The sequence below is a fragment of the Ileibacterium valens genome (assembly GCF_001945525.1).
GTDB lineage: Bacteria > Bacillota_I > Bacilli_A > Erysipelotrichales > Erysipelotrichaceae > Ileibacterium > Ileibacterium valens.
Genome location: NZ_MPJW01000260.1, coordinates 25,972 through 48,694 on the forward strand (window position 1 = coordinate 25,972; position 22,723 = coordinate 48,694).

At 43.9% G+C, this 22,723-nt stretch carries 15 protein-coding genes; 13 read left to right on the forward strand and 2 right to left on the reverse strand.

Translation table 11 applies throughout. The features are described 5' to 3' along the window. The first annotated feature begins 3 nt into the window (after window positions 1-3). The 8 genes from ychF to BO222_RS11935 all read left to right on the forward strand — a co-directional run bounded on the left by ychF (window position 4) and on the right by BO222_RS11935 (window position 7,608). Window positions 4-1,107, forward strand: a complete 1,104-nt coding sequence (gene ychF / locus BO222_RS11900; RefSeq protein ID WP_075820961.1) for a redox-regulated ATPase YchF — start codon at window positions 4-6, stop codon at window positions 1,105-1,107. Next, window positions 1,104-1,769, forward strand: a complete 666-nt coding sequence (locus tag BO222_RS11905; protein ID WP_083647809.1) for a site-2 protease family protein — start codon at window positions 1,104-1,106, stop codon at window positions 1,767-1,769. Before ychF ends, BO222_RS11905 begins: the two co-directional genes overlap by 4 nt. Window positions 1,770-2,012: 243 nt before the next feature. Further along, the gene (locus tag BO222_RS11910; protein WP_075820962.1) at window positions 2,013-3,239 is read left to right on the forward strand and encodes an ABC transporter substrate-binding protein; all 1,227 of its coding nucleotides are present in this window, start codon (window positions 2,013-2,015) and stop codon (window positions 3,237-3,239) included. Window positions 3,240-3,386: 147 nt separating this feature from the next. Continuing rightward, window positions 3,387-4,265: a branched-chain amino acid ABC transporter permease gene (locus tag BO222_RS11915; protein ID WP_075820963.1), complete on the forward strand. Its 879-nt coding sequence runs from the start codon at window positions 3,387-3,389 to the stop codon at window positions 4,263-4,265. A 3-nt stretch (window positions 4,266-4,268) separates the two neighbouring features. Then, the gene (locus BO222_RS11920) at window positions 4,269-5,255 is read left to right on the forward strand and encodes a branched-chain amino acid ABC transporter permease (RefSeq protein ID WP_075820964.1); all 987 of its coding nucleotides are present in this window, start codon (window positions 4,269-4,271) and stop codon (window positions 5,253-5,255) included. Next, the gene (locus tag BO222_RS11925; RefSeq protein WP_075820965.1) at window positions 5,248-6,027 is read left to right on the forward strand and encodes an ABC transporter ATP-binding protein; all 780 of its coding nucleotides are present in this window, start codon (window positions 5,248-5,250) and stop codon (window positions 6,025-6,027) included. The genes BO222_RS11920 and BO222_RS11925 overlap by 8 nt, the downstream gene beginning before the upstream one ends. Window positions 6,028-6,032: 5 nt before the next feature. After that, window positions 6,033-6,740, forward strand: a complete 708-nt coding sequence (locus BO222_RS11930; protein WP_075821003.1) for an ABC transporter ATP-binding protein — start codon at window positions 6,033-6,035, stop codon at window positions 6,738-6,740. Window positions 6,741-6,972: 232 nt separating this feature from the next. Beyond that, the gene (locus BO222_RS11935) at window positions 6,973-7,608 is read left to right on the forward strand and encodes a CBS and ACT domain-containing protein (protein WP_075820966.1); all 636 of its coding nucleotides are present in this window, start codon (window positions 6,973-6,975) and stop codon (window positions 7,606-7,608) included. 117 nt (window positions 7,609-7,725) lie between these two features. Here BO222_RS11935 and BO222_RS11940 read toward each other — a convergent pair whose 3' ends face one another. After that, complete coding sequence (locus BO222_RS11940; RefSeq protein ID WP_075820967.1) at window positions 7,726-8,955, reverse strand: L-serine ammonia-lyase, iron-sulfur-dependent, subunit alpha; 1,230 nt, start codon at window positions 8,953-8,955, stop codon at window positions 7,726-7,728. A 300-nt stretch (window positions 8,956-9,255) separates the two neighbouring features. Further along, window positions 9,256-10,002 carry a hypothetical protein gene (locus BO222_RS11945; protein ID WP_075820968.1) on the reverse strand — a complete coding sequence of 249 codons (747 nt, stop codon included), beginning with the start codon at window positions 10,000-10,002 and terminating at the stop codon, window positions 9,256-9,258. A 222-nt stretch (window positions 10,003-10,224) separates the two neighbouring features. Here BO222_RS11945 and BO222_RS11950 point away from each other — a divergent pair, with 222 nt between their 5' ends. The 5 genes from BO222_RS11950 (at window position 10,225) to rpoC (ending at window position 22,285) form a co-directional block, all read left to right on the forward strand. After that, window positions 10,225-10,803: a DUF3783 domain-containing protein gene (locus tag BO222_RS11950; RefSeq protein ID WP_075820969.1), complete on the forward strand. Its 579-nt coding sequence runs from the start codon at window positions 10,225-10,227 to the stop codon at window positions 10,801-10,803. A gap of 38 nt (window positions 10,804-10,841) precedes the next feature. Then, window positions 10,842-12,212: a Trk system potassium transporter TrkA gene (gene trkA / locus BO222_RS11955; protein ID WP_075820970.1), complete on the forward strand. Its 1,371-nt coding sequence runs from the start codon at window positions 10,842-10,844 to the stop codon at window positions 12,210-12,212. Beyond that, window positions 12,209-13,672 carry a TrkH family potassium uptake protein gene (locus BO222_RS11960; protein ID WP_075820971.1) on the forward strand — a complete coding sequence of 488 codons (1,464 nt, stop codon included), beginning with the start codon at window positions 12,209-12,211 and terminating at the stop codon, window positions 13,670-13,672. The genes trkA and BO222_RS11960 overlap by 4 nt, the downstream gene beginning before the upstream one ends. Window positions 13,673-14,228: 556 nt before the next feature. Next, complete coding sequence (rpoB, locus tag BO222_RS11965; protein WP_075820972.1) at window positions 14,229-18,368, forward strand: DNA-directed RNA polymerase subunit beta; 4,140 nt, start codon at window positions 14,229-14,231, stop codon at window positions 18,366-18,368. 2 nt (window positions 18,369-18,370) lie between these two features. Then, on the forward strand, window positions 18,371-22,285 hold the full coding sequence (gene rpoC, locus BO222_RS11970) for a DNA-directed RNA polymerase subunit beta' (protein WP_075820973.1): 3,915 nt from the start codon (window positions 18,371-18,373) through the stop codon (window positions 22,283-22,285). Window positions 22,286-22,723 lie beyond the last annotated feature (438 nt).

Here is a 22,723-nt window from a genome sequence, read left to right on the forward strand (position 1 = left end):
ATTATGGCTTTAACCGCAGGTATTGTTGGACTTCCAAACGTTGGTAAGTCCACCCTGTTTAATGCGATTACCAAATCGCAAGTTGAGGCGGCAAACTATCCATTTGCCACCATTGCTCCAAATGTCGGAGTTGTTGAAGTGCCGGACAAAAGAATTGATCGTCTCAGAGAAATTTTTAATCCGAAAAAAACAATCTATACCACCTTTGAATTTACAGACATCGCCGGTCTGGTAAAAGGTGCTTCCAAAGGCGAAGGGCTGGGAAACCAGTTTCTTTCAAACATTCGGCTGACGGATGCAATCTGTCACGTTGTCCGCTGCTTTGAAGATGCAAACATCACTCATGTGGAAAACAGTGTTGACCCGGTTCGTGATGCCGAGATTATCAATCTCGAACTGATTCTGGCTGACCTTTCAACCGTAGAAAACCGAATTGGTAAGGTGGCCCGTAAAGCTCAGTCAAGCAAGGATAAGGAGATCAGGCAGGAATACGATTTGCTGATGAAGCTCAAGCCGCATCTTGAATCTGAAAAGCCGGCTCGTTCATTAGAACTGAATGATGATGAAAAACTGCTGATGAATCAGTACAATTTGTTAACCGCAAAGCCGGTCATCTATGTGGCCAATCTGGATGAAGAAGGTATTTCTGATCCAGAATCTTCCAGACATTATCAGGCGCTGGCTGCCAAAGCCAAAGAAGAAGGAGCAGAAATCGTTCCAGTCTGTGCCAAGATTGAAGAAGATCTGGCTTCTCTGGATAAGGAAGAAAAGGATGCCTTCCTCGATGATCTTGGTCTTCCTCATTCGGGACTCGATGCCTTGATTACGACCGCCTATCACATTCTTGGATTATCTACCTTCCTGACGGCAGGAGAAGATGAATGCCGCGCCTGGACTTTCCATAATGGAATGAAGGCGCCAGAATGCGCTGGAGTCATTCACACAGACTTTCAGAGAGGATTTATCCGGGCTGAAGTTTACCGCTTCGAAGACATGGATGAACTGGAAAGCGAACAGGCGATTAAGGAAGCTGGGAAAATGTGTCTTGAAGGAAAAGATTACGTCGTTCAGGATGGCGATGTGATGCATTTCAGGTTTAACGTATGATTTCATCGCTGATGCGAATGGATCTGCTGAGTATTCTGGTCACAGTGATTGCGGTCGTTTTATCCATGTCCGTCCATGAAATGGCTCATGGACTGGTTTCGGCATGGCTTGGAGATCCAACCGCAAAAATCAGAGGACGGCTTTCTCTGAATCCTCTGGCTCATATCGATTGGACAGGTCTTTTATGCCTGATGCTCTTTGGATTTGGATGGGCTAAACCGGTTCCGATTGATCCATCCTATTACAAGGATCAGAAGACAGGGATTATCTGGACTTCTTTTGCAGGTCCAGTCGCTAACTTTCTTCTGGCTTTTGTCTTTTTGCTGATCTATACCCTGTTGTCATTTTTTGCTCCGGCTTTTGTCAGCAGCGGATTTGGAGCCTTCATAGCAGCTGTCCTGATGAATACAGCGGTGATCTCGATTGGATTTGGAATCTTTAACCTGATTCCGATTCCACCGCTCGATGGAGCAAAGATCTTCTGGTCTTTTCTACCGGATCGTGAATATTACCGGATGATGGCAGGCTCGCAATGGACGACGCTGTTATTTATTCTGTTAATCGCAACGGGTGTTCTCAGCAGACCATTGGTGATGATGAGACAGACCATGCTTGGCTGGATGCTGCAGGCATGTATCGGACTGATCGGCCTGTTTATTTAATCCGAAGCGGATTAATAACAATAAAAATGCCATTGGCAAGTGGAATGACTGAGTGCAAATGTAAGCATTTACCTCATTCATAAAGGCAATCTCCTGAAAGGGAATTGCCTTTTTTTCTGAAAACTTTTCCTACTCTTTCGAAAATTTTCAATTTCGGATTGTTATTATGGGAAAATGTGTTTAAGATCATGAATATAATTTGTTAAGGAATTAAGAATTCGAAATAGAAAGAGGAAATGAGAAATGAATTTCGATGTGACAAAGAAATCAGCAGCGGTTTTTCTCTCGGCTGCTATGCTCGCAGGCTGCTCAAGTGCTCCTGCTGATTCGAGTTCTGATGCTGCCGACAGTAATGCTGGCTCAGAAACGAACACTGAACAGGCTTCTGGAAACAAGGTTTCTGATACTGTAAAAATCGGTCTGAACTTTGAGCTAACCGGTGAACTGTCCGACTATGGAATCAAGGAACTGAACGGTGCCAAAATTGCAATCAAACACTTCAATGAACGCGAAGATAAACCATTCACTGTTGAAGGTGTTGAAATTGATGACAAGGGAGATACTCAGGAATCCATCACTGCAATCACTCGCCTGGTTGAGCAGGACGGTGTTGTGGGCGTAGTAGGTCCAGCGACTTCCGGAGCTTCCATTGCTACTTATGACTTTGCTTCTCAGAAAGCAACTCCTGTCATTTCACCATCAGCTACCCAGGTGAACGCCATGATGAAAGCGGATGGAACTCCTTATGAATACGCATGGCGCGTATGTTTCGAAGACTCTGTTCAGGGAGCTGGTATGGCTGTCTATGACTATGAGACTCTTGGAGCTAAAAAAGTTGTAATCTTCAATGCCAACTCTGACTATGGACGCGGCCTTGCTGATGCATTCAAAACGAAATTTACTGAACTTGGCGGAGAAATTGTAGATACTGTTGAATTTGGTGCCGGAGATAAAGACTTCTCAAGTTATGTTACCCGCATTAAATCTCTTGATTATGACTGCATCTACATTGCAGGTTATTACAACGAAAGTGCTCAGATCGTAAATCAGCTGAAAGCAGATGGCGTATCTGTACCAATCACAGGTGCTGATGGATTTGACTCCGCAGACTTCCGTAATCAGATTGGCAAGGACAATGCAAACGACATCTTCTATACCACTGCTTATACTTCAGCAGATCCAAGCGATGAACTGAAAAAATTCATCGATGATTATCAGGCTGAATATGGCGAAGAACCGGGAATGTTTGCCGCTCTTTCCTACGATGCGACAAACCTGCTGTTAAGCTCTCTGGAAGCAACTGGCGAAGATGGAGCTGCTTTAAACAAGGAAATCGAGAACGCTAACTTCAGCGGTATTACCGGATCCTTCACTTTTGACAAGGATACTCATACTCCTAACAAGTCCATCCTGATTGTTGAACTCGTTGATGGAGAACAGGCTAATACGACAGAACAGAAAGTAGACTGATTCGGATTCGAAAACTGAGCAGAGGAGTCCATCCTCTGCTTTTGTTCTTTTTCAGTCAACCCGGCGCTGTTTTATGCAAATCACTCCGGTTTTACTGAACGCCAAGAAAGGAAATTCTGATCAATTCACGAAAGGAAACATTTATATATGGATCAATTTCTTCAGCAGCTGGTCAATGGACTTTCACTGGGCAGCATTTACGCGCTGGTGGCTCTGGGATACACCATGGTTTATGGCATCATCAAGCTGATTAACTTCGCTCATGGCGATGTATATATGATTGGCGCCTATACCGCCTATTGGGTAACGACCTATTTTGGGTTGAGCTTTTTGCCTGCGCTGCTTGTTTGTATGGTGGTCTGCGGACTGCTTGGAGTTTTAATTGAACGCATTGCGTACAAGCCTTTGCGCAAAGCTCCAAGGATTACCGCTTTAATCACCGCGATCGGTGTCAGCTACGTCATCGAGTACACAACACAGTTTTTCATGGGTACGTCAGTTCGAACCTATCCACCACTCCTGCCAAACCAGTCGTGGACTTTTGGACCGATCACCATCACTTATCTGCAGTTTGTCATATTCTCAGTCACTCTGGTTTTATGTGTGCTTCTGACTCTGATCATTCAGAAAACAAAAATCGGGCGGGCTATGCGTGCGGTCTCAGCTGACGAAAACGCGGCCAAGCTGATGGGAATTTCAGTAGATAACACCATTTCGTTTACATTCTTCCTGGGTTCGGCTTTGGCTGGAGCCGCTGGAATTCTTGTCGGAATCTATTACAATTCAGCCACTCCGCTGATGGGGATGGTTCCTGGATTAAAGGCATTTGTTGCAGCAGTATTTGGTGGAATTGGATCGATTCCTGGCGCCATGGTCGGAGGACTCTTTATCGGAATCTGTGAAACCCTGGTAACCGCCTATGGAAACTCGATGTATCGGGATGCGATTGTCTATGGAATTCTGATTCTTGTTTTGATTATCCGCCCGGCTGGATTATTTGGAAAAGCAGAAAAGGAAAAGGTATAAGCCATGTCGAAGAATTTGTTGAGCAGAACCAACATAATCTGGACTGTTCTTGTCCTGGTTCTTTTTGCCCTGATGACCCTTCTGATGCAGATGGGAATCATCAACAGCTATTATCAGTCCGTAATTTTCAATATATGCATCAATATTATTCTGGCGGTCTCCTTAAACCTGATCGTCGGAATCTGTGGTCAGTTCTCTTTAGGCCATGCTGGATTCATGGCAATTGGAGCTTACAGCGCCGGAATCATTACCAAGATGATTCCCAATTACTGGGGAATGCTGTTAGGAATTCTTGTGGGCTTTGTGATTTCAACGGTTGCTGCCTTAATCGTCTCCATTCCAACCCTGCGGCTGAAAGGGGACTATCTGGCGATCGCCACATTAGGTTTTTCTGAGATTATTCGTATCTGCATTCAGAACATGAAGATTACGAATGGGGCAGCCGGCCTTACGGGGATTCCGCAGCTGACGACATGGCCGATTTTCTTCTTCTGCATGATTCTTGCAATCATGATTTGTACAAGCTTTGTTAAAAGTGCTCCCGGACGAGCCTGCATTGCAATCAATGATGACGAAATCGCTGCTGAGGCCATGGGAATTAATACAACCCGCTTTAAGGTTATTGCCTTCGTAGTTGGAGCTATTCTTGCGTCCTTGGCTGGAGCCATCATGGCAAACTACTTCTATGTACTGACTCCAGGACAGTTCACCTTCAACCGTTCAATTGATATTCTCGTTATGGTGGTTTTTGGTGGTATGGGCAGTATGTCTGCTTCTGTCATTGCGGCTATTCTGATTGGATTGCTCAATATGTATCTGCAGCAGTTTACCGATCTTCGAATGATCATTTATGGTGCGGCCCTGGTATTAATGATGATTTTCCGTCCACAGGGAATTCTTGGAACCTGGGAATTCTCACTCGAAAAACTTCTGGAAAAATGGAAAGCCCGTGCATCCAATAAGGGATCAAGGAGAAGGTATTATGGCTGAGTTACTCAAAGTAAGTTCACTATCCAAAAACTTTGGCGGTTTGGCTGCAGTCTCCGGAATTAACATGTCAATTAATGAAGGGGAGCTCATCGGCCTGATCGGACCGAATGGGGCCGGTAAGACAACGCTCTTTAACCTGCTGACAGGAGTATATACGCCAAGTGAAGGTTTGATTGAACTTGAAACCACACAGGGAAAAAAACAGATCGGTGGTCTTGCTCCTTACAAGATTACAGAACTTGGTTTAGCAAGAACTTTTCAGAACATCCGTCTTTTCAAGAGTATGAGTGTTCTCGATAATGTCAAAACCGCCATGCAGAAAAATGTCGGTTATGGAGTCCCTTCAGCCCTGTTAAGAACCGCAAAGTTTTATAATGCGGAGCGCTGGGTTGAAGAAAAGGCTGAAGAATACCTGAAGGATGTTGGACTTTATAAAAAACGCTTTGAAGCAGCAGATAATCTGCCCTATGGTGAGCAGCGTCGTCTGGAGATTGCCCGGGCTCTGGCAACCGAACCAAAGATCCTGTTTCTTGACGAACCAGCAGCTGGTATGAACCCACAGGAAACAGCTGAACTGACGGATCTGATTGATCATCTTCGCAAGAAGTACAATCTGACAGTAATTCTGATCGAACATGACATGTCGCTGGTTATGAATGTGTGTGAACGGATTTATGTTTTAAATTATGGAAAGCTGATCGCTTCAGGATCTCCTGAAGAAATTCAGAACAATGAATTCGTAATCAGCGCATATCTTGGGGAGGAAATCTGATGGCGATGCTCGACGTTAAGGATCTTCATGTCCATTATGGAGCCATAGAGGCTTTAAAAGGAGTTTCCCTGAAAGTTGAACCTGGACAGATTGTGTCCTTGATCGGTGCCAATGGCGCTGGGAAGACTTCACTGCTTCAGGCAATCAGTGGAATCGTCAAAAAGAGCGGTGGAGAAGTCGTCTTTGAAGATGATTCCATCTATAAAGTTTCGCCCCGGAAAATCGTCAGTTCCGGTCTGGTTCAGGTGCCTGAAGGACGTCATGTTTTTCCAGGCCTTTCCGTTTATGAAAATCTCATGATGGGTGCTTATCTTCGAAAGGATAAGCAGGGAATTAACGAAGATCTCAAGAAGATTTATGAAAGGTTTCCAATTCTTGAAAAAAGAAAAAATCAGGATGCTTCCACTCTGTCCGGCGGAGAACAGCAGATGCTGGCGATGGGCAGAGCGCTGATGGCTAAACCCAAACTGCTTTTGCTAGATGAGCCTTCCATGGGGCTTGCTCCAATTCTGGTCAAGGAAATTTTTTCGATTATCAAAGACATCAATGAAGCTGGAACAACCATTCTGCTTGTTGAACAGAATGCGAGAATGGCTTTGCAGATCGCAGACTATGCCTATGTTATGGAAACAGGAAATGTAGCTCTTGAAGGTCCAGCCAGTGAACTGGCCAGCTCCAAAGCCGTTCAGGAAGCTTATCTTGGTGGAGCTTAGAGCCTAGATCAATCGGAATTGATCTGTACATATCAGCGTAATCTGAATCAAGAAGAGAATTTGAGCGGCTTATTTCCTATTTGATTGAATGGATTGAAGAAATGATCACGATGATTTCTGATTTCTGAAGAATTATTATTCAATTAAAATGGTTGTTTAAAGAGCCAAAAGAAAAGGAGAAGTCCGAAATCTTCGAACTGCAGAGTTCGAAGATTGACGGACAGGTTAAAACATGTTTCGCGTCAAAGACTTTATGACAAAAGATCCATTTACAGTGGATCCGGCTGAGAAAATTTCAGCTGTAATTGACCTGATGAAATTCCACAAAATTCATCGCGTTCCCGTTGTAGATTCTCATAATCGCCTGGTTGGACTAATTACCGAAGGAATGATTGCTGCTGACAATACGGCAACTTCATTAAGTATTTATGAGCTGAATTACCTGTTATCCAAAACAGAAGTAAAGACAGTGATGGTAAAACATCCAGTATATGTGAATGAGAATGATCTGATGGAACAGGCCACAGAAAAACTTCTCAAAAATGATATTGGATGTCTTCCGGTCGTTAATGATGACAAGAAGGTCACAGGAATCTTAACGCAAAATGACATTTTTAAAGCGTTTCTTGAAATGCTTGGGTGGTCTTCAAAAGGAAGTCGAATTTTATTGAATGCAAACGAACAGGTTGGCGTGCTCGAAAAAATTGCTTCCCTGTTTGCGCAAGCAGGGATTTCGATCCGCAATCTCTCTGTATATGGCTATTCAAGTGATGTTGCCAAGATTTTAATCCGCACCGTTCAGCCGGTGGATGAGGCCTTAATTGAGGCATTGAAAAAATCTGGCTACAGCGTCATTGAATGGGAATAACCTGGAGTTAATCTATTCCCAGAATGATAACCTCAAAAACAAATAAAAAGAACCGATGCTCCTGGTCTATGATCGAAGGCATCGGTTTTTTGTCAGTGATCTGAAATTTTAAAAAGACTATTTAGCGAGTTTCTTTCTGGCTTCTTCAGCCGGGACAACGACGGCAAGACCATCAAGCGAGGTTTCCTTTAATTCCATAGGAAGTTTTTTACCCGTCAGATTCATCGTCTTAACAACCATATCAAAAGAGACACGATTTTTCTTCACATTGCGGATGTATTTAGCCAGTCTGGCCGCATCAACGGACCGGGTGACTGCAACTGCATTTCGTTCGATGCAGGGAATCATAACATAGCCGCCCACAGGATCGCAGGTCAGTCCAAGATGGTGTTCAAGCCCGATTTCAGCTGCGCATTCAACCTGTTCGTTGCTTAAACGCTGACAGCTGGCGGCAAAAGCAGCACCCATGGCGCAGGCAGCCCCAACTTCAGCCTGGCAGCCAGCCTTGGCACCGGAAATAGTTGCGTTTTCCTGAATTAAGGCCCCAATCAAACCTGCAGTCTTTAAGGCATTCAGAATGATTCGCTTAGGATAATGGAGATCTTCCGAGTAATGGTAGACAAGGGCAGGCATAACACCGCAGCTGCCCATGGTAGGAGCGGTCACAACGATTCCTCCAGAAGCATTCTGTTCACTGGCTGCATAAGCATATGATTGTAAAAGCAGGGCATTTTTATCACTTTCAACATCACAGGAGAGAGCTGATTCATAAAGTGCATAGGCAATGCGGTCAAGCTTGAGCGAACCAGGTAAAGTTCCGGTCTTGGAGAGTCCTTTACGGACAGATTGAATCATTGCCTTATAAATTTTAGTCATATAGGCATCAAAGTCCTTATCTTCAATACTGCTTACGTATTCATCCAGTCGAAGATGATTCTTTCGGCAATAAGCCTGAATGTCATCAAGCGTAGTATGAGGATAGATTTCCCTGGCATCAGCAGGTTTGTTCTGATCGATGATGATTTTCCCTCCGCCAATCGATATGTATTCGTGAATGCCCAATGATTTTCCATCCTTAAAAGCTTCGATCGTCATCGTATTGGGGTGTTCTGGACGGGAATTGAAATCAAATTCAATTTCTATTTCTTTTGGACGAAGAGTTTTCTTAATGATTTTGTCAGTCAGGTGGCCTTTTCCAGTCAGGGCAAGCGATCCCATCAGTCGGATTTTAAAATGATCCGCATCAGGATGTTTAGCTAATACGTCCTGACTGGCTTTCATTGGTCCAAAGGTATGTGAACTTGAAGGACCTGGGCCGATCTTATAAAGTTCTTTAATAGTCTGCATGTTTCTTTTCCTCGATTAAATGGTAAAATTTTTATTTGAGTCTCACTGCCTGAATGGGCCAGCTGCTACAATCAGGCAGTAACTACCTGATCTCTGGTATTCAATTAAGCACTTTCATTATAAGATTCTTCTGTCGATGATTTGAAAAAAATTTTTGTGATCTATATTTGAAAAAAGAACAATTCTATGAACATGAAATTCGCTCATGAATAAATGGCGGTAAAATGAGTCAAACCATAAAAAAAGCCCCGATATCCCGGGACAAAAATTGGATAAATCAGATTGTCATGTTTGGTGGATCTATTCAGCTTCTTCTGTCTTGTAGCTGTCAAGATCTGTAGGCCATGGAATATCAAGCGGCTGGTTCATGGAAACAACTTCAAGTGAAATAAACATCTTCAGGTTGTTTCCGGGTAAAAGCGGCGAGCGCACATCCGCTTTGAAGACCATTTGCTTTACCTGATCGCCATCCAGTGTGACTGCCAGACTGGCCTGCTTTACGCCGACTCCGCCAAAATTGTCAAGGACGGTAGCCATTGCATGTTTATTAATATCAAGGGTATAGGTATCTCCGCTTACACTGACGGCATTGAAGATCTCGTCACGTTCTTCAGCTGACATATCAAGCAGTGGATTATAGAAGTCCATAGGAACATCTGGATCGATGCCGATGTTTTCTGCGACAGACTGAGACTTTGTACCAAAGTAGTTCAGATAGGTTTTCCCATCTTTGAGATAGAAGCCAAGATCATTGGAGTCATCAGCCTGAATGGCCATCTGAAACTGGTTTTCGTTATCAATCCATACGGTAATATCGCCTTTACCAAAAGCGGTGATATCGAATGAGCCTTTCGCTTCGAGCGTCTTTGCTTCAGTCAGATGATTGATTGCCGTAAAAACTCGGTCAATCTCTGCTTTTTGTGCGGGTTTGCCTGAACATCCCGTCATAATAATGGCCGGCACCATTATAATAAGAGAAAAAATCAGAGAAAATAACCGACGTTTTTTGGATGGCAATACAGAACGGTTTGATGTTTTCTTTTTCACAAATCAAATCCTCCTCTTAAAATGATTAAAATCATGAAAATACAATGGTTTTATCAAGCATTCGGCTAACGCCTGCAAACCTATGCCATGATATTAACAGATTTCGCGCTATGATAAATCCTGTTCAGGCGACATCCTTGACATATTTCTTACAAATTCCATGATGACAGAATGTGAGAAACTCAAATGAAGAAACTCATATGAAATAGAAAAGAGGGCTTTATGATACTTATTTACGAAGGAAGTCATTTCAGGGATCCTAAGGAAAGAAAAAAAATAGAAAGTTTATTCAAGGATCAGAAGATTCGATGGATCTCAGAATCAATGCTCGACCATACGATTGATGAACTCTTAAAAGCTCCTGATGATCAGGTGACTGAAAGTCCAGTCCAGAATGCTGTAGCTTCATCTTTAAGCAAGAAGGTTTATCCGAATAAAAAGCATGGCAATCCCGCCTTAATCTATGTGACGGATATGCCTAGAGAGCGGCTTGAAAAGATTCCGGATCTGCTGGATAAAAATGGATTTGATGATCTGTTTATTGCGGTTCAAACTCCTGCAAACCAGTCCTGGACTCTGAAAGAACTGCTTGATGAAATGAAAAAAGAACAGGCTTATTTTGATAAGCGCAAAGTTCTTGAATCCTTAATACAGGCTGCCAATCCGGAGCGTATGAAAACTGAGCCCAAATATGCCGAGGCGGTCATGACCTGCTGGAATATGCTCAGACAGCCAGAGTTTCCAGAAAGACTGCTCGATATGGCCATCGAGATGCTCGATGCCGCAAACCGTGACATCTGAATTAAAGAATAACCATAGAAGAGAAGGGGTCATTAATTATGAAGATTATGATTATTGGCTGTGGGAAGGTAGGAACTTCGCTGGTTCGGGAATTGAGTCGGGAAGAACATGAAGTCACTGTGATTGATAATCGAGCGGATCGGGCCAAGGGAATTGTTGGGGAATACGATGTGATGGGGCTGGTCGGATCAGGAATGGATCACAGCCTTTTACAGGAAGGCGGTATCGATCAGACGGATCTGTTTATTGCGGTAACTGGGAATGATGAATTAAACCTGCTGTGTTGTCTGCTGGCCAGAAAACTTTGTGAAAATATCCAGACGATTGCCAGGGTTCGCTCACCGGAATATTCAGAAACGATCATGGATCTTCAAAGTGACCTGGGAGTTTCGGTCATCATCAATCCGGAACTTGCAGCAGCCAGAGAAGTATTTAAGGCCATTTCGCTTCCCCCGACTGTTTCTGCAGAAACTTTTTCATCGGATGCTTCTGAGATTTATAAACTGAAAATTCCAAAAGGGTCTGTCCTGGAAGGAATGGCCATTAAGGATATTCCCCATAAACTGAAAAGCGATATTCTGATCTGTATGGTCGAAAGAAAGGACGATCTTTTTATTCCAGATGGAGAATTTATACTGCATGAAAAAGATCTGATCTCTATTACCGGACAGCCGAAAAAGAGAATGCAGTTTTTTAAAAAAATTGGGATCAAATCGAATAACGTCCATAACGTCATGGTTATTGGAGCCGGAAAACTGGCGTTTTATCTGGCCAAAATGCTCGAGAAGACAAACATCAATCTGACGCTGGTCGATAATAATCGGGCAACCTGCGAAAAAATGGCCACTTTCTTTCCAAATGCTACGATTATCGAAGGAAATGGTTCCGATCGGGAAATGTTGGCGGATGAAGGTCTTGAAAACATGGACGCATTTGTCTCGTTGACCGGTATTGATGAAGAAAACATCATTCTTTCTTTATATATCCGCTCGATTATGCCAATCAAGACCATTACGAAGATCAATCGAATCTCATTTGATGATGTGATCAATGCTTTGGATCTTGATACGATCATCAACCCCAAAAAGCTGACCTCAGAAACAATTATCCGTTATGTACGGGCAGCGGAAGGTGGAATGGGATCCAACGTGGAAACCGTGCATCGTCTGGCTCAGGATCGGGCAGAAGCCCTGGAGTTTTATATCAGAGAAAAATCAAGAGCGACCAATATACCATTGATGAATTTAAAGACGAGAAGCGATACCCTGGCAGCTTTAATCGTCCGCGATGGCAAAGCGATTCTGCCGCGAGGAACAGATGAAATTCGAGTAGGAGACAGCGTGATCTTCATTACCACCCATACTGGCCTTTGCACGTTGGATGATGTGCTTGATGAGGATGTATTATGAATTATCTTGTCCTGGCTTATGTACTCGGTGTCGTCTGCCTGTTTGAGGCCGCATTCATGCTTGTCCCACTAATTACTGCTCTGATTTACAAAGAGGGCAGTATAGCTGTGGTCTATTTGCTGTCGACTTTGATCTGTACGACGATTGGGGCTGTCCTGGTGATTATTTCGGGTAAGAATCGAAAGATCCGGGCCAAAGAAGGAATGATTGCCGTGGCCCTGAGCTGGATTGTCATGTCGCTTTTAGGCGCTTTGCCGTTTTTTATTTCTGGGGAGATTCCAAAGTATGTTGATGCGTTTTTTGAAACAGTCTCAGGATTTACGACAACCGGCAGCACGATTTTAACGAATGTCAGCAAGCTTTCCTATGCCAATCGGATGTGGAGATCCTTTACGCATTGGGTTGGGGGAATGGGCGTTATTGTTTTCATTCTCTCGCTTTTGCCTTCTGCGGGTGGAAGTTTTATGAATCTGATGGCCGCTGAATCACCTGGTCCGGATGTATCCAAAATCGTGCCCAAGGTTAGAGATACCGCAAAGACGCTTTACCGAATCTATATCGGAATGACACTGATTCAGCTTGTGCTTCTGCTTCTGGCCGGAATGAATGCCTTTGATGCGATTACTCTGACGATGGGAACGGCTGGAACGGGTGGATTTGCGGTTCGTTCGGATGGCTTTGATTCTTACACCCTGCTGCAAACCGGAATTATTGCGGTTTTCATGCTTCTGTTTGGAATCAACTTTAATTTTTATGTTCTCTTATTAAGAGGAAAAAGAAAACAGGCTTTTCGAATGGAAGAAGTAGTCAGCTACATTGGAATCATTCTTGCAGCGACCACAGTGATCGTCATTTCTGTTCAGAGTCTGTTTCCAGATCTGTTTCTGGCGATTCATCATGTTTTCTTTACCGTCTCTTCGATCATTACAACCACCGGATATGCTACTGTTGATTTCAACCTCTGGACACCGATTGCCCAGATTATTCTGGTTTTGTTAATGATATGCGGAGCGTGTGCTGGATCGACAGGCGGCGGTTTTAAGGTATCAAGAATTAATATCATCCTGAAAGGAGTTAAAAAAGAGTTTTCGACTCTGGTTCATCCTCGTTCAGTCAAAAAAGTCCGTATGGATGGAAAACCCATCGCGCATGAAATTGTGCGAAGTGTCAATGTATTTCTGGCGATCTATATATCCATTTTTGTATTCAGCCTGATTCTGATTGCTTTGGATGGAAAAGATCTGGTGACGAATTTTACTTCTGTGGCCGCGACACTAAACAATATAGGTCCTGGACTTGGTGAAGTGGGTCCGATGGGCAGCTTCGCAGACTTTTCGCCATTTGCCAAACTGGTTTTCTGTTTTGATATGCTGGCTGGACGTTTGGAGCTCTTGCCGATTCTGCTTCTTTTTCTTCCTTCCATGTGGTTTCGAAGAAACAGACGCATAGTTTCGCAATAAAAAAAAACAGACTGCATCACTCAGGTTTCCTGTTTCCAAAAAAGCTGCTGATAAACATTTCGGATAATTTTCATACAGAAAAAATTCAACGATTCATACATATGAAGGTTTCGGTAAGCCGCTGCAGTTGCAGCGATAGCCAAAGATGTGGCTTCTTACTGAAACCTTTTGTTTACTTGTAAAAGGAAATTATTCATTAGTGAGCAGCAAGAGAACAACAGACCATAGCGAAAAGTTTAAACAAAGTCTGAACCATTCAATCTGCCATTTACAGAACCTACGAGAATAACAGAAATGAACGTACAGGAAATGCAAAAAAAACTGGAAAATGAACTCTCTGAAGCAAGAGTGGTCACAGAAAAGGAAAAAAATGAAATGTCAACGACAAAATGAGCAAAAAAGAATAACCCTGAAAATGTCTAGTCTAGAATATGGATGACTTATGCCAATTTGATTCGAGTTTGACATATGGATTTTAATCTTATATTATTGTAAATTGCATGATAGTCTAAAGAAAGACTGTTTGTGGACCCTAGATACGAAAGGAAGGCGCGAAGTGGAGAATAACAAATCTTATAAAATTGTCCCTGAAGGCAAGAAAGCTGTCCGACGGGATTATTCAAAAGTGTCCGGAAATTTGGAACTCCCAAACCTGGTAGAAATCCAGACCGATTCATTTGACTGGTTCAAAGCCAAGGGGATCCAGGAAGTCTTCGATGAGATTTTCCCAATCGAAAACTATAACAAGGATATCAAACTGAATTTCAAAGGATACACCTTTGAAAAACCGAAATACGACGCCGAACAGTCCATGTACAGAGAATGCAACTATGCTGCGCCTCTGTATGCTCAGATGGAACTTGAAATAACTAACGACAATGGTGAAGTCATTACGAGAAACGAGGATGTGTTCCTGGGTGATTTCCCGCTGATGACCGATACCGGTACATTTATTATCAACGGAGCTGAACGTGTAATCGTCAGCCAGATCGTCCGTTCCCCCGGAGTTTATTTTTCTGAAAGCTTCGATGTAAAAACAGGTAAGCAGAACTATGATTCTGAACTGATCCCAAGCCGGGGAACCTGGCTTGAATTCAATACGGAGCAAAAGAAGAACTCACTAGGACGTACCTTTAATGTTTCCATTGACCGCAGAAGAAAAGTGCTTTTCTCAATCCTTTTCAAAGCTCTTGGAATGAGCTTCGGAATTGAAAAAGGCGAAGATTCTCGTGATGTAAAACCGCTTGAAACATTCCTGAAAGCTATGGGCAAAACCTGGAATGATGTAATGCAGGATCCAGAAGGCCGTGAATACATGGACCTTTACCTGACCCTCTATAATTCCTTCTTTGGAAAATACGAAGAAATTGAGAATACTCTGCTCAATGACAAAGTAAAAACCACAGAAGAAGCTCTGCTTTCCTTCTATGAAAACCAGCGCAGTGATGAAATTCCAACACTGGATGGATCCATTTCACTGATGCAGGCTAAATTCTTTGATCACCGCCGCTACGACTTAACGAAGGCTGGACGCTACAAATTAGGCAAAAAGCTGAATGCGGTTGCGCGTACCATGAATACAAACTTAGCCCATGACATTCTTGATGTCAACGGCAATCTGTTTATGAAGAAGGGTACACACATTACGCGTGATGAAAGAAACGCTTTAAAGGAAGTTCTTAGCAAGGGCGGATACATGAATCCGTTCCCGTTCCGTTCTGAATTCCATGAAGAAGATATCGTCGAAATTCCGGCATCCTACAATTCCGGATTAATCGGCCGTATTCTTGCGGATGACATCGAAATCAATGGAGTTCTTTACGAAGCAGGACAGGTGCTTTCTGATCAGGATGTGGCTGAAATTTATCGTTTTGGCAAACCGGTCAAAATCTATGCCGGTCTGATTGCTAAACCTGTATTGCTGACGGAAGAAAATATTGATCCGGTTCTGAATTATGGACAGCGTCTGTTTGCTTTAGGACGCCTGACCAATGATGCCGGAGCTGACATCATTTCCGAAGAAATGCAGGAACCAATTGTTAACCGCTATGAACCAGGGGTGGCTCCAGAACGTCTTGATGATGCAGCCATCTTTGAAATCAAGGGCGAAAGTCAGAAACAGGATGTTTATGCCTGGCTGATTGGTGCGGCTGTTCAGGAAATTGATGTAGAAGACCGCAATGGAAATCTGATCCACATTATTGGTAACGATCCATTTGCCAACAAATACACAGTAACCATTCCTGATATTTATGCTTTCTTCTCCTATGACCTGAACGTTATGGATGGAATCGGAGAAACCGATGATATCGATATGCTTGGCAACCGTCGAATCCGCGCCGTAGGTGAATTGATTCAGAACCAGTTCCGTATCGGTTTATCCCGTATGGAACGCGTTGTTAAGGAAAGAATGTCCATTCAGGAAAAGGACAATATCACTCCAAGAAAATTAACGAACATTCGTCCGCTGACTGCAGCGATCAAGGAATTCTTCTCTTCTTCGCAGCTGTCACAGTTTATGGACCAGCAGAACCCATTAGCTGAATTAACCAATAAACGCCGTATTTCTGCATTAGGACCTGGTGGTCTTTCCAGAGAACGCGCCGGATTTGAAGTTCGTGACGTACATTCTTCTCACTATGGAAGAATTTGTCCAATTGAAACCCCTGAAGGTCCAAACATCGGTCTGATCTCTAACCTGACAACATATGCCAAGATCAACCAGTATGGATTTATTCAGACTCCATATCGTCCGGTTAATCCGGATGGAACCGTATCTGAAGAAGCGGTATACCTTTCTGCAGATGAAGAAGCCGATTACGTTATTGCTCAGGCCAACGAAGTCCGCAACGGCCGTCTGATTAATGAACGTGTCGTTGCCAGAAAGAATGGCGATACCATCATCGCAGCAAGAGAAGATGTAGAGCTCGCTGACGTCAGTCCAAAACAGATCGTATCGGTTGCGACTGCCTGCGTTCCGTTCCTCGAAAACGACGATGCTTCCCGTGCCCTGATGGGTGCCAACATGCAGCGTCAGGCTGTACCACTTTTAGTTCCGCATTCTCCATATGTAGGAACTGGTATTGAATATAAGATCGCCAAGGACTCCGGTGTCGGTATCGTTGCCCGTGAAGACGGGGAAATTACTTACGTCGATTCACTGCGAATTGTAAATACAGATTCCAAAGGCGTTAACCATACTTACCAGCTGCGTAAATTCAGCCGTTCAAATGCTTCGACCTGTATTAACCAGCGTCCAATTGTTAAAGTTGGCGAAAAGGTTGAAAAGGGAGACATCCTTGCGGATGGGCCATCCATGGAAAATGGTGAACTTGCATTAGGACAGAACGTAACCATCGCCTACATGACCTGGTATGGATACAACTATGAAGATGCCATCATCATGTCTGAACGTATGGTTGCTGATGATGTGTACACTTCCATTCACCTTGAGGAATATGACATCGATTGCCGCGATACCAAGCTTGGACCAGAAGAAATCACTCGTGACATTCCAAACGTGGGTGAAAATGCAGTGAAGAAACTGGATGCCAATGGCGTCATCATGGTTGGTGCGGAAGTTCGCGAAGGCGATATTCTGGTTGGTAAAGTCACTCCAAAAGGACAGAGTGAAGTTTCTCCGGAAGAAAAACTTCTGCTTGCGATCTTTGGTGAAAAATCCAGAGAAGTTCGCGACAACTCCCTGAAAGTACCTCATGGTGGTGCTGGTATCGTTCATTCCATCCGCACATTCAAACGCGGCGATGGAAGCGACCTTCCACCAGGAGTCAACGAACGCATTAAAGTTTATATCGCCCAGAAACGTAAGATTTCTGAAGGGGATAAGATGTCCGGACGTCATGGTAACAAAGGTGTTATCTCCAAGATTCTGCCGCTTGAAGACATGCCGTTTATGGCGGATGGAACGCCAATCGATATCATTCTGAATCCATTTGGTGTGCCTTCCCGTATGAATATCGGACAGATTCTTGAAATCCATCTTGGTTATGCAGCCAAGAAGCTCAACCAGAAGTTTGCGACTCCAGTATTCGATGGTCTTTCCAACGAAGATCTGGCTGATGTCATGAAAGAAGCACAGATGACAGTCGATGGAAAACAGGTTCTTTATGATGGTCAGACGGGTCTGCCATTTGATGAACGTATTTCTGTTGGTGTCATGTACATGATCAAGCTGGCTCACATGGTTGACGATAAACTGCATGCCCGTGCAACTGGTCCATATTCCATGGTTACTCAGCAGCCGCTTGGTGGTAAAGCTCAGAATGGTGGACAGAGATTTGGTGAAATGGAAGTCTGGGCTCTTGAAGCTTATGGAGCTTCCCATACCCTTCAGGAAATCCTGACCATCAAGTCTGACGACATTCAGGGACGTATCAAGACCTATGAAGCCATCATTAAAGGCAAGGATATTCCAGAACCAGGTGTTCCAGAATCCTTCAGAGTACTGATGCACGAACTGCAGGGTCTTGCTATTGACGTGCGTCTGCTTGATGAAAACAACAACGAAGTAGATATCAATACCGATGACGATGATGAGGGAATCATCACCGTTGAGGCTCATGAACATACAGAGGAAGAGCAGGAAGTTCCAGCATCGGAACAGCTTGAAAACGACCTCGAAGACGACCTGAACAATGGAGGATTCTCCATTGTAGATGAAGAACAGGAGGCTTAATTTTGAGCGTAAACAACTTTGCCTCAATTCAGGTAAGCCTTGCCTCTCCGGAAACCATTCTGAAATGGTCTCATGGAGAAGTAACTAAACCTGAAACAATCAACTACCGCTCTCAGAAAGCGGAAAAAGACGGTTTATTCTGTGAAAGAATTTTCGGACCGACAAAGGACTGGGAATGCGCCTGCGGAAAATATAAAAAAGTCCGCTTTAAAGGTGTAGTCTGCGACCGATGCGGAGTCGAAATCACAAAATCGAGCGTACGCCGTGAGCGCATGGGACACATCTCCCTTGCGGCTCCGGTCGCTCATATCTGGTATCTGCGCGGTATTCCAAGCCGTATGGCCTTACTGCTTGATATCACCCCAAAACAGCTTGAAGAAGTTGTTTATTTTGTCAGCTATATCGTCACAGATCCTATGGACACTGACCTGCAGTATAAGCAGGTTCTTTCCGAAAAGGAATTCCGTGAAGCTCAGGCAACCTATGGCCCTGGTGCTTTCAAAGCCCAGACCGGTGCTGAAGCTGTTTTAAAACTGCTTCAGGATATCGATCTGGAAAAGGAATATGACGATGTTCAAAAGGCTCTTGAAAAAGCGACGGGTGAAAAACGAAAAAAGCTGATCAAACGTCTGGATACAATCAATTCATTCCGTCATTCCGACAACAAACCTGAATGGATGATTCTGACAAATATTCCAGTTATACCACCTGATCTGCGTCCAATGCTTCAGCTGGATGGCGGACGCTTTGCAACCTCTGATTTAAATGACCTTTATCGTCGTGTCATTACCCGTAATAATCGTCTGCGCAAGCTGCTCGATCTGGGAACTCCAAATATCATCGTTCAGAACGAAAAACGTATGCTTCAGGAAGCGGTTGATGCTCTGATCGATAATGGTCGCCGTTCCAAACCAATCACGGGTGCTGGTGGACGTGCTCTTAAATCCCTTTCTCATTCTCTGAAAGGTAAACAGGGACGTTTCCGTCAGAATCTTCTTGGTAAACGTGTTGACTTCTCCGGACGTTCTGTAATCGCAGTAGGACCAGATCTGAAGATGTACCAGTGCGGTATTCCGCGCGAAATGGCTATCAATCTGTTTAAGCCATTTGTTATTAACGAAATCGTGAATCAGCATCTGGTAAGCAATCCGAAGAACGCTGAAAAGATGATTGAACGCCGCGATCCTCGAATCTGGGATATCGTTGAAAAGGTCATCGATGGTTATCCAGTTCTGTTAAACCGTGCGCCTACGCTGCACCGATTAGGTATTCAGGCCTTCCTGCCTAAACTGGTAGAAGGAAGAGCCATGCGTCTGCACCCATTGGTATGTACTGCCTTCAACGCAGACTTCGATGGTGACCAGATGGCCATTCACGTACCTCTTGGTGAAGAAGCACGTGCGGAAGCACTCGTTATGATGCTTGGTTCTCATAACATTCTTGGACCTAAGGATGGAAAACCAATCGTTACTCCAGGTCAGGACATGGTTATGGGTAACTTCTATCTGACGATGGAAGAAACCAAACAGGAACTTCTTGAAGAAGCAGAACGCTACCGCAAAGTCGGCGAAGAAAAAGAAGCTGCTGCATGGGAACGCTATGCCAATGCAGAAGGTACTGTCTACGCTGATGTGGATGAGGTTATGCTTGCTTACAATACAAATCAGGTACACCTGCATTCCCGTATTGCTCTGCCTGTATCTGGTCTGAAGAAATCTTCCTTCAAGGAAGAACATGAAAATGATTACCTGATTACTACACCAGGAAAAATCATCTTCAACTCGATGTTCCCAGAGGATTTCCCATTTATCAATGAGGTATCTGCAGCGAACTTCGAAGCCACTCCTGATAAATACTTCGCTGCTCCAGGTGAAGACATCAAGGAAAAAATCGCAGGTCTTGAAATTACCGAAGCCGTTAAGAAAAAAGACCTCGGAAAAGTTATTGCCGAAGTCTTCAAACGTTATCCGGTAGACGATACAGCTGAAATTCTTGACCAGATCAAATCTCTTGGATTCAAGTATTCCACTGTAGCTGGTATTACCGTTGCGCTTTCTGATATCGAAGTGGCTCCAAACAAGGAAGAACACGTGGCTTACGGCCGTGAAAAGGCTGACCAGCTTAAACGCCTTCAGCAAAAAGGAATGCTAACCATGGAAGAATGGGAACGCCACCTGAACAAACTGTGGGCTGATGTCAAGGACGATATCGTTGAAGAGCTGATGAGTAATCTGCCTCGTAAGAACCCAATCAACATGATGGCGACTTCCGGTGCACGTGGTAATACTTCCAACTTTACCCAGCTGGCTGGAATGCGTGGTCTGATGGCTCGACCTGCTAAAGGTAAATCCCGTGCTGGTGAATATGTTCCATCCATCATCGAAGTACCGATCTATTCCTGCTTCCGTGAAGGACTCAATGTATCCGAGTTCTTTATTTCTACCCATGGTGTGCGTAAAGGTCTGACCGATACCGCGCTGAAGACGGCTGAATCTGGATACCTGACTCGTCGTCTGGTTGACGTAGCACAGGATGTCATCATTAAGGAAGACGACTGTGGAACAGATAAGGGATTCCTGGTAGAAGACCTGGTAGACCGTAAAACCGATACGATCATTGAACCTCTCTATGATCGTCTGGTTGGACGTTACTCCAAAGAAGATGTTTACGATCCGAAGACCAATGAACTGATCATTGAATCGGATAAATATATAACTGAAGATCTGGCTCATAAGATTGTCGATGCCGGCATTACTCAGATGCTGATCCGTTCACCATTTACCTGCAAATCCACTAACGGTATCTGCCGTATGTGCTATGGCAAGAACATGGCGACTGGACGTGATGTTGAAGTCGGTGAAGCTGTTGGTACAATGGCTGCCCAGTCAATCGGTGAACCTGGTACTCAGCTGACCATGCGTACCTTCCATACCGGTGGTGTTGCCGGTGGTGATGGTGGAGACATCACTCAGGGTCTTCCTCGTGTTGAAGAGCTGTTCGAAGCCCGTCATCCAAAAGGTGTTGCCGTCATTGCTCAGATTTCTGGTCAGATTACATCGATCGAACGTATCGATGGTACTCTGCGTCAGGAAATTATTGTTACAAACGACACTGAATCTGTTTCCCATAAGATCAATGCCAATCAGACATTACGTCCATGGGTAACTGTTGGTGCTGAAATTGAAGCCGGTCAGCCAATGACAGAAGGACCACTCGATCCGAAGGAACTTCTTGCCGTTGCCGGTGTTAATGAAGTTCAGAACTATATTCTGAAAGAAGTTAAGAAGGTTTATCAGTCTCAGGGTATCGAAATTTCCGATAAACACCTTGAAGTTATGATTCGCCAGATGATGAAGAAAGTTATCGTAACCGATCCGGGAGATACTGATCTGAATGTTGGAGTTCAGCTTTCCCTGAATAACATTACGAAGATTAACAAGGATGCTTTACTTTCCGGTAAAACTCCTGCAACCTTCAAACCGGTTCTGCTTGGTATTTCCAAGTCTTCTGTTGAAACTGATTCCTTCTTATCTGCTGCATCCTTCCAGGAAACCACAAAGGTTCTTACCGATGCAACAATCAAGGGTAAAGTCGATCACCTGATCGGTCTGAAGGAAAATGTTATCATTGGTAAACTGATTCCTGCTGGAACCGGATGCAAGGGCGACCGTCCTCAGAACCTGCTGGTTGCTGAAAAAGCAGCTCAGTTAAGGGCAAAACGTCTGGCTCGAGTTGAAGAAGCAAAGAGTGAAGACGAAGAATTCGACAAGATTGTTCAGAATTCGATGCCTGTAGTTGAAGAGGCTCCAGAACTTCCAGAACCAGCTGATGATTTTTCCTTAATGGAAAATGATAATATCCTCAATGACCCACAGGGTTTTGCGGAAGCTCTTTCCCATATGGATGATCTGAAGTAAAAAAACAATATGAGCTGTAAAGGGCAGAATATCCAGGTCAGGATATTCTGCCCTTTTTTAATTGTGTACCGGGCATGGCACGTAGCTTGCTGATGGAAGTCCAGCCACAGGTTTCATCGCCGAGTGTAGAGAAGCGCAAGCGGTCCAACCGTAAGGAGGGTCGTGAAGGAAGCGAGTATCAAAATTTCGAGCCTATGAACAAAAACTAGAATCTGATAAGAATTAGAATCTGATAAGAAATAAACTCTGATAATCATTTGAATCTCGACTATTAATGAAAAAAGCAGCGAAAGCTGCTTTTTTCATGCTTGATCGAATGTTCAGACTGATCCTCTTCGGTTTGAAGAAGGCATCATGGATTGGAATCAAAAAACCGGATTTGATGATATTTTTCTGATGATCAGAACGCTTTGGCTTATGATTGTTTTGTAGCTTCTG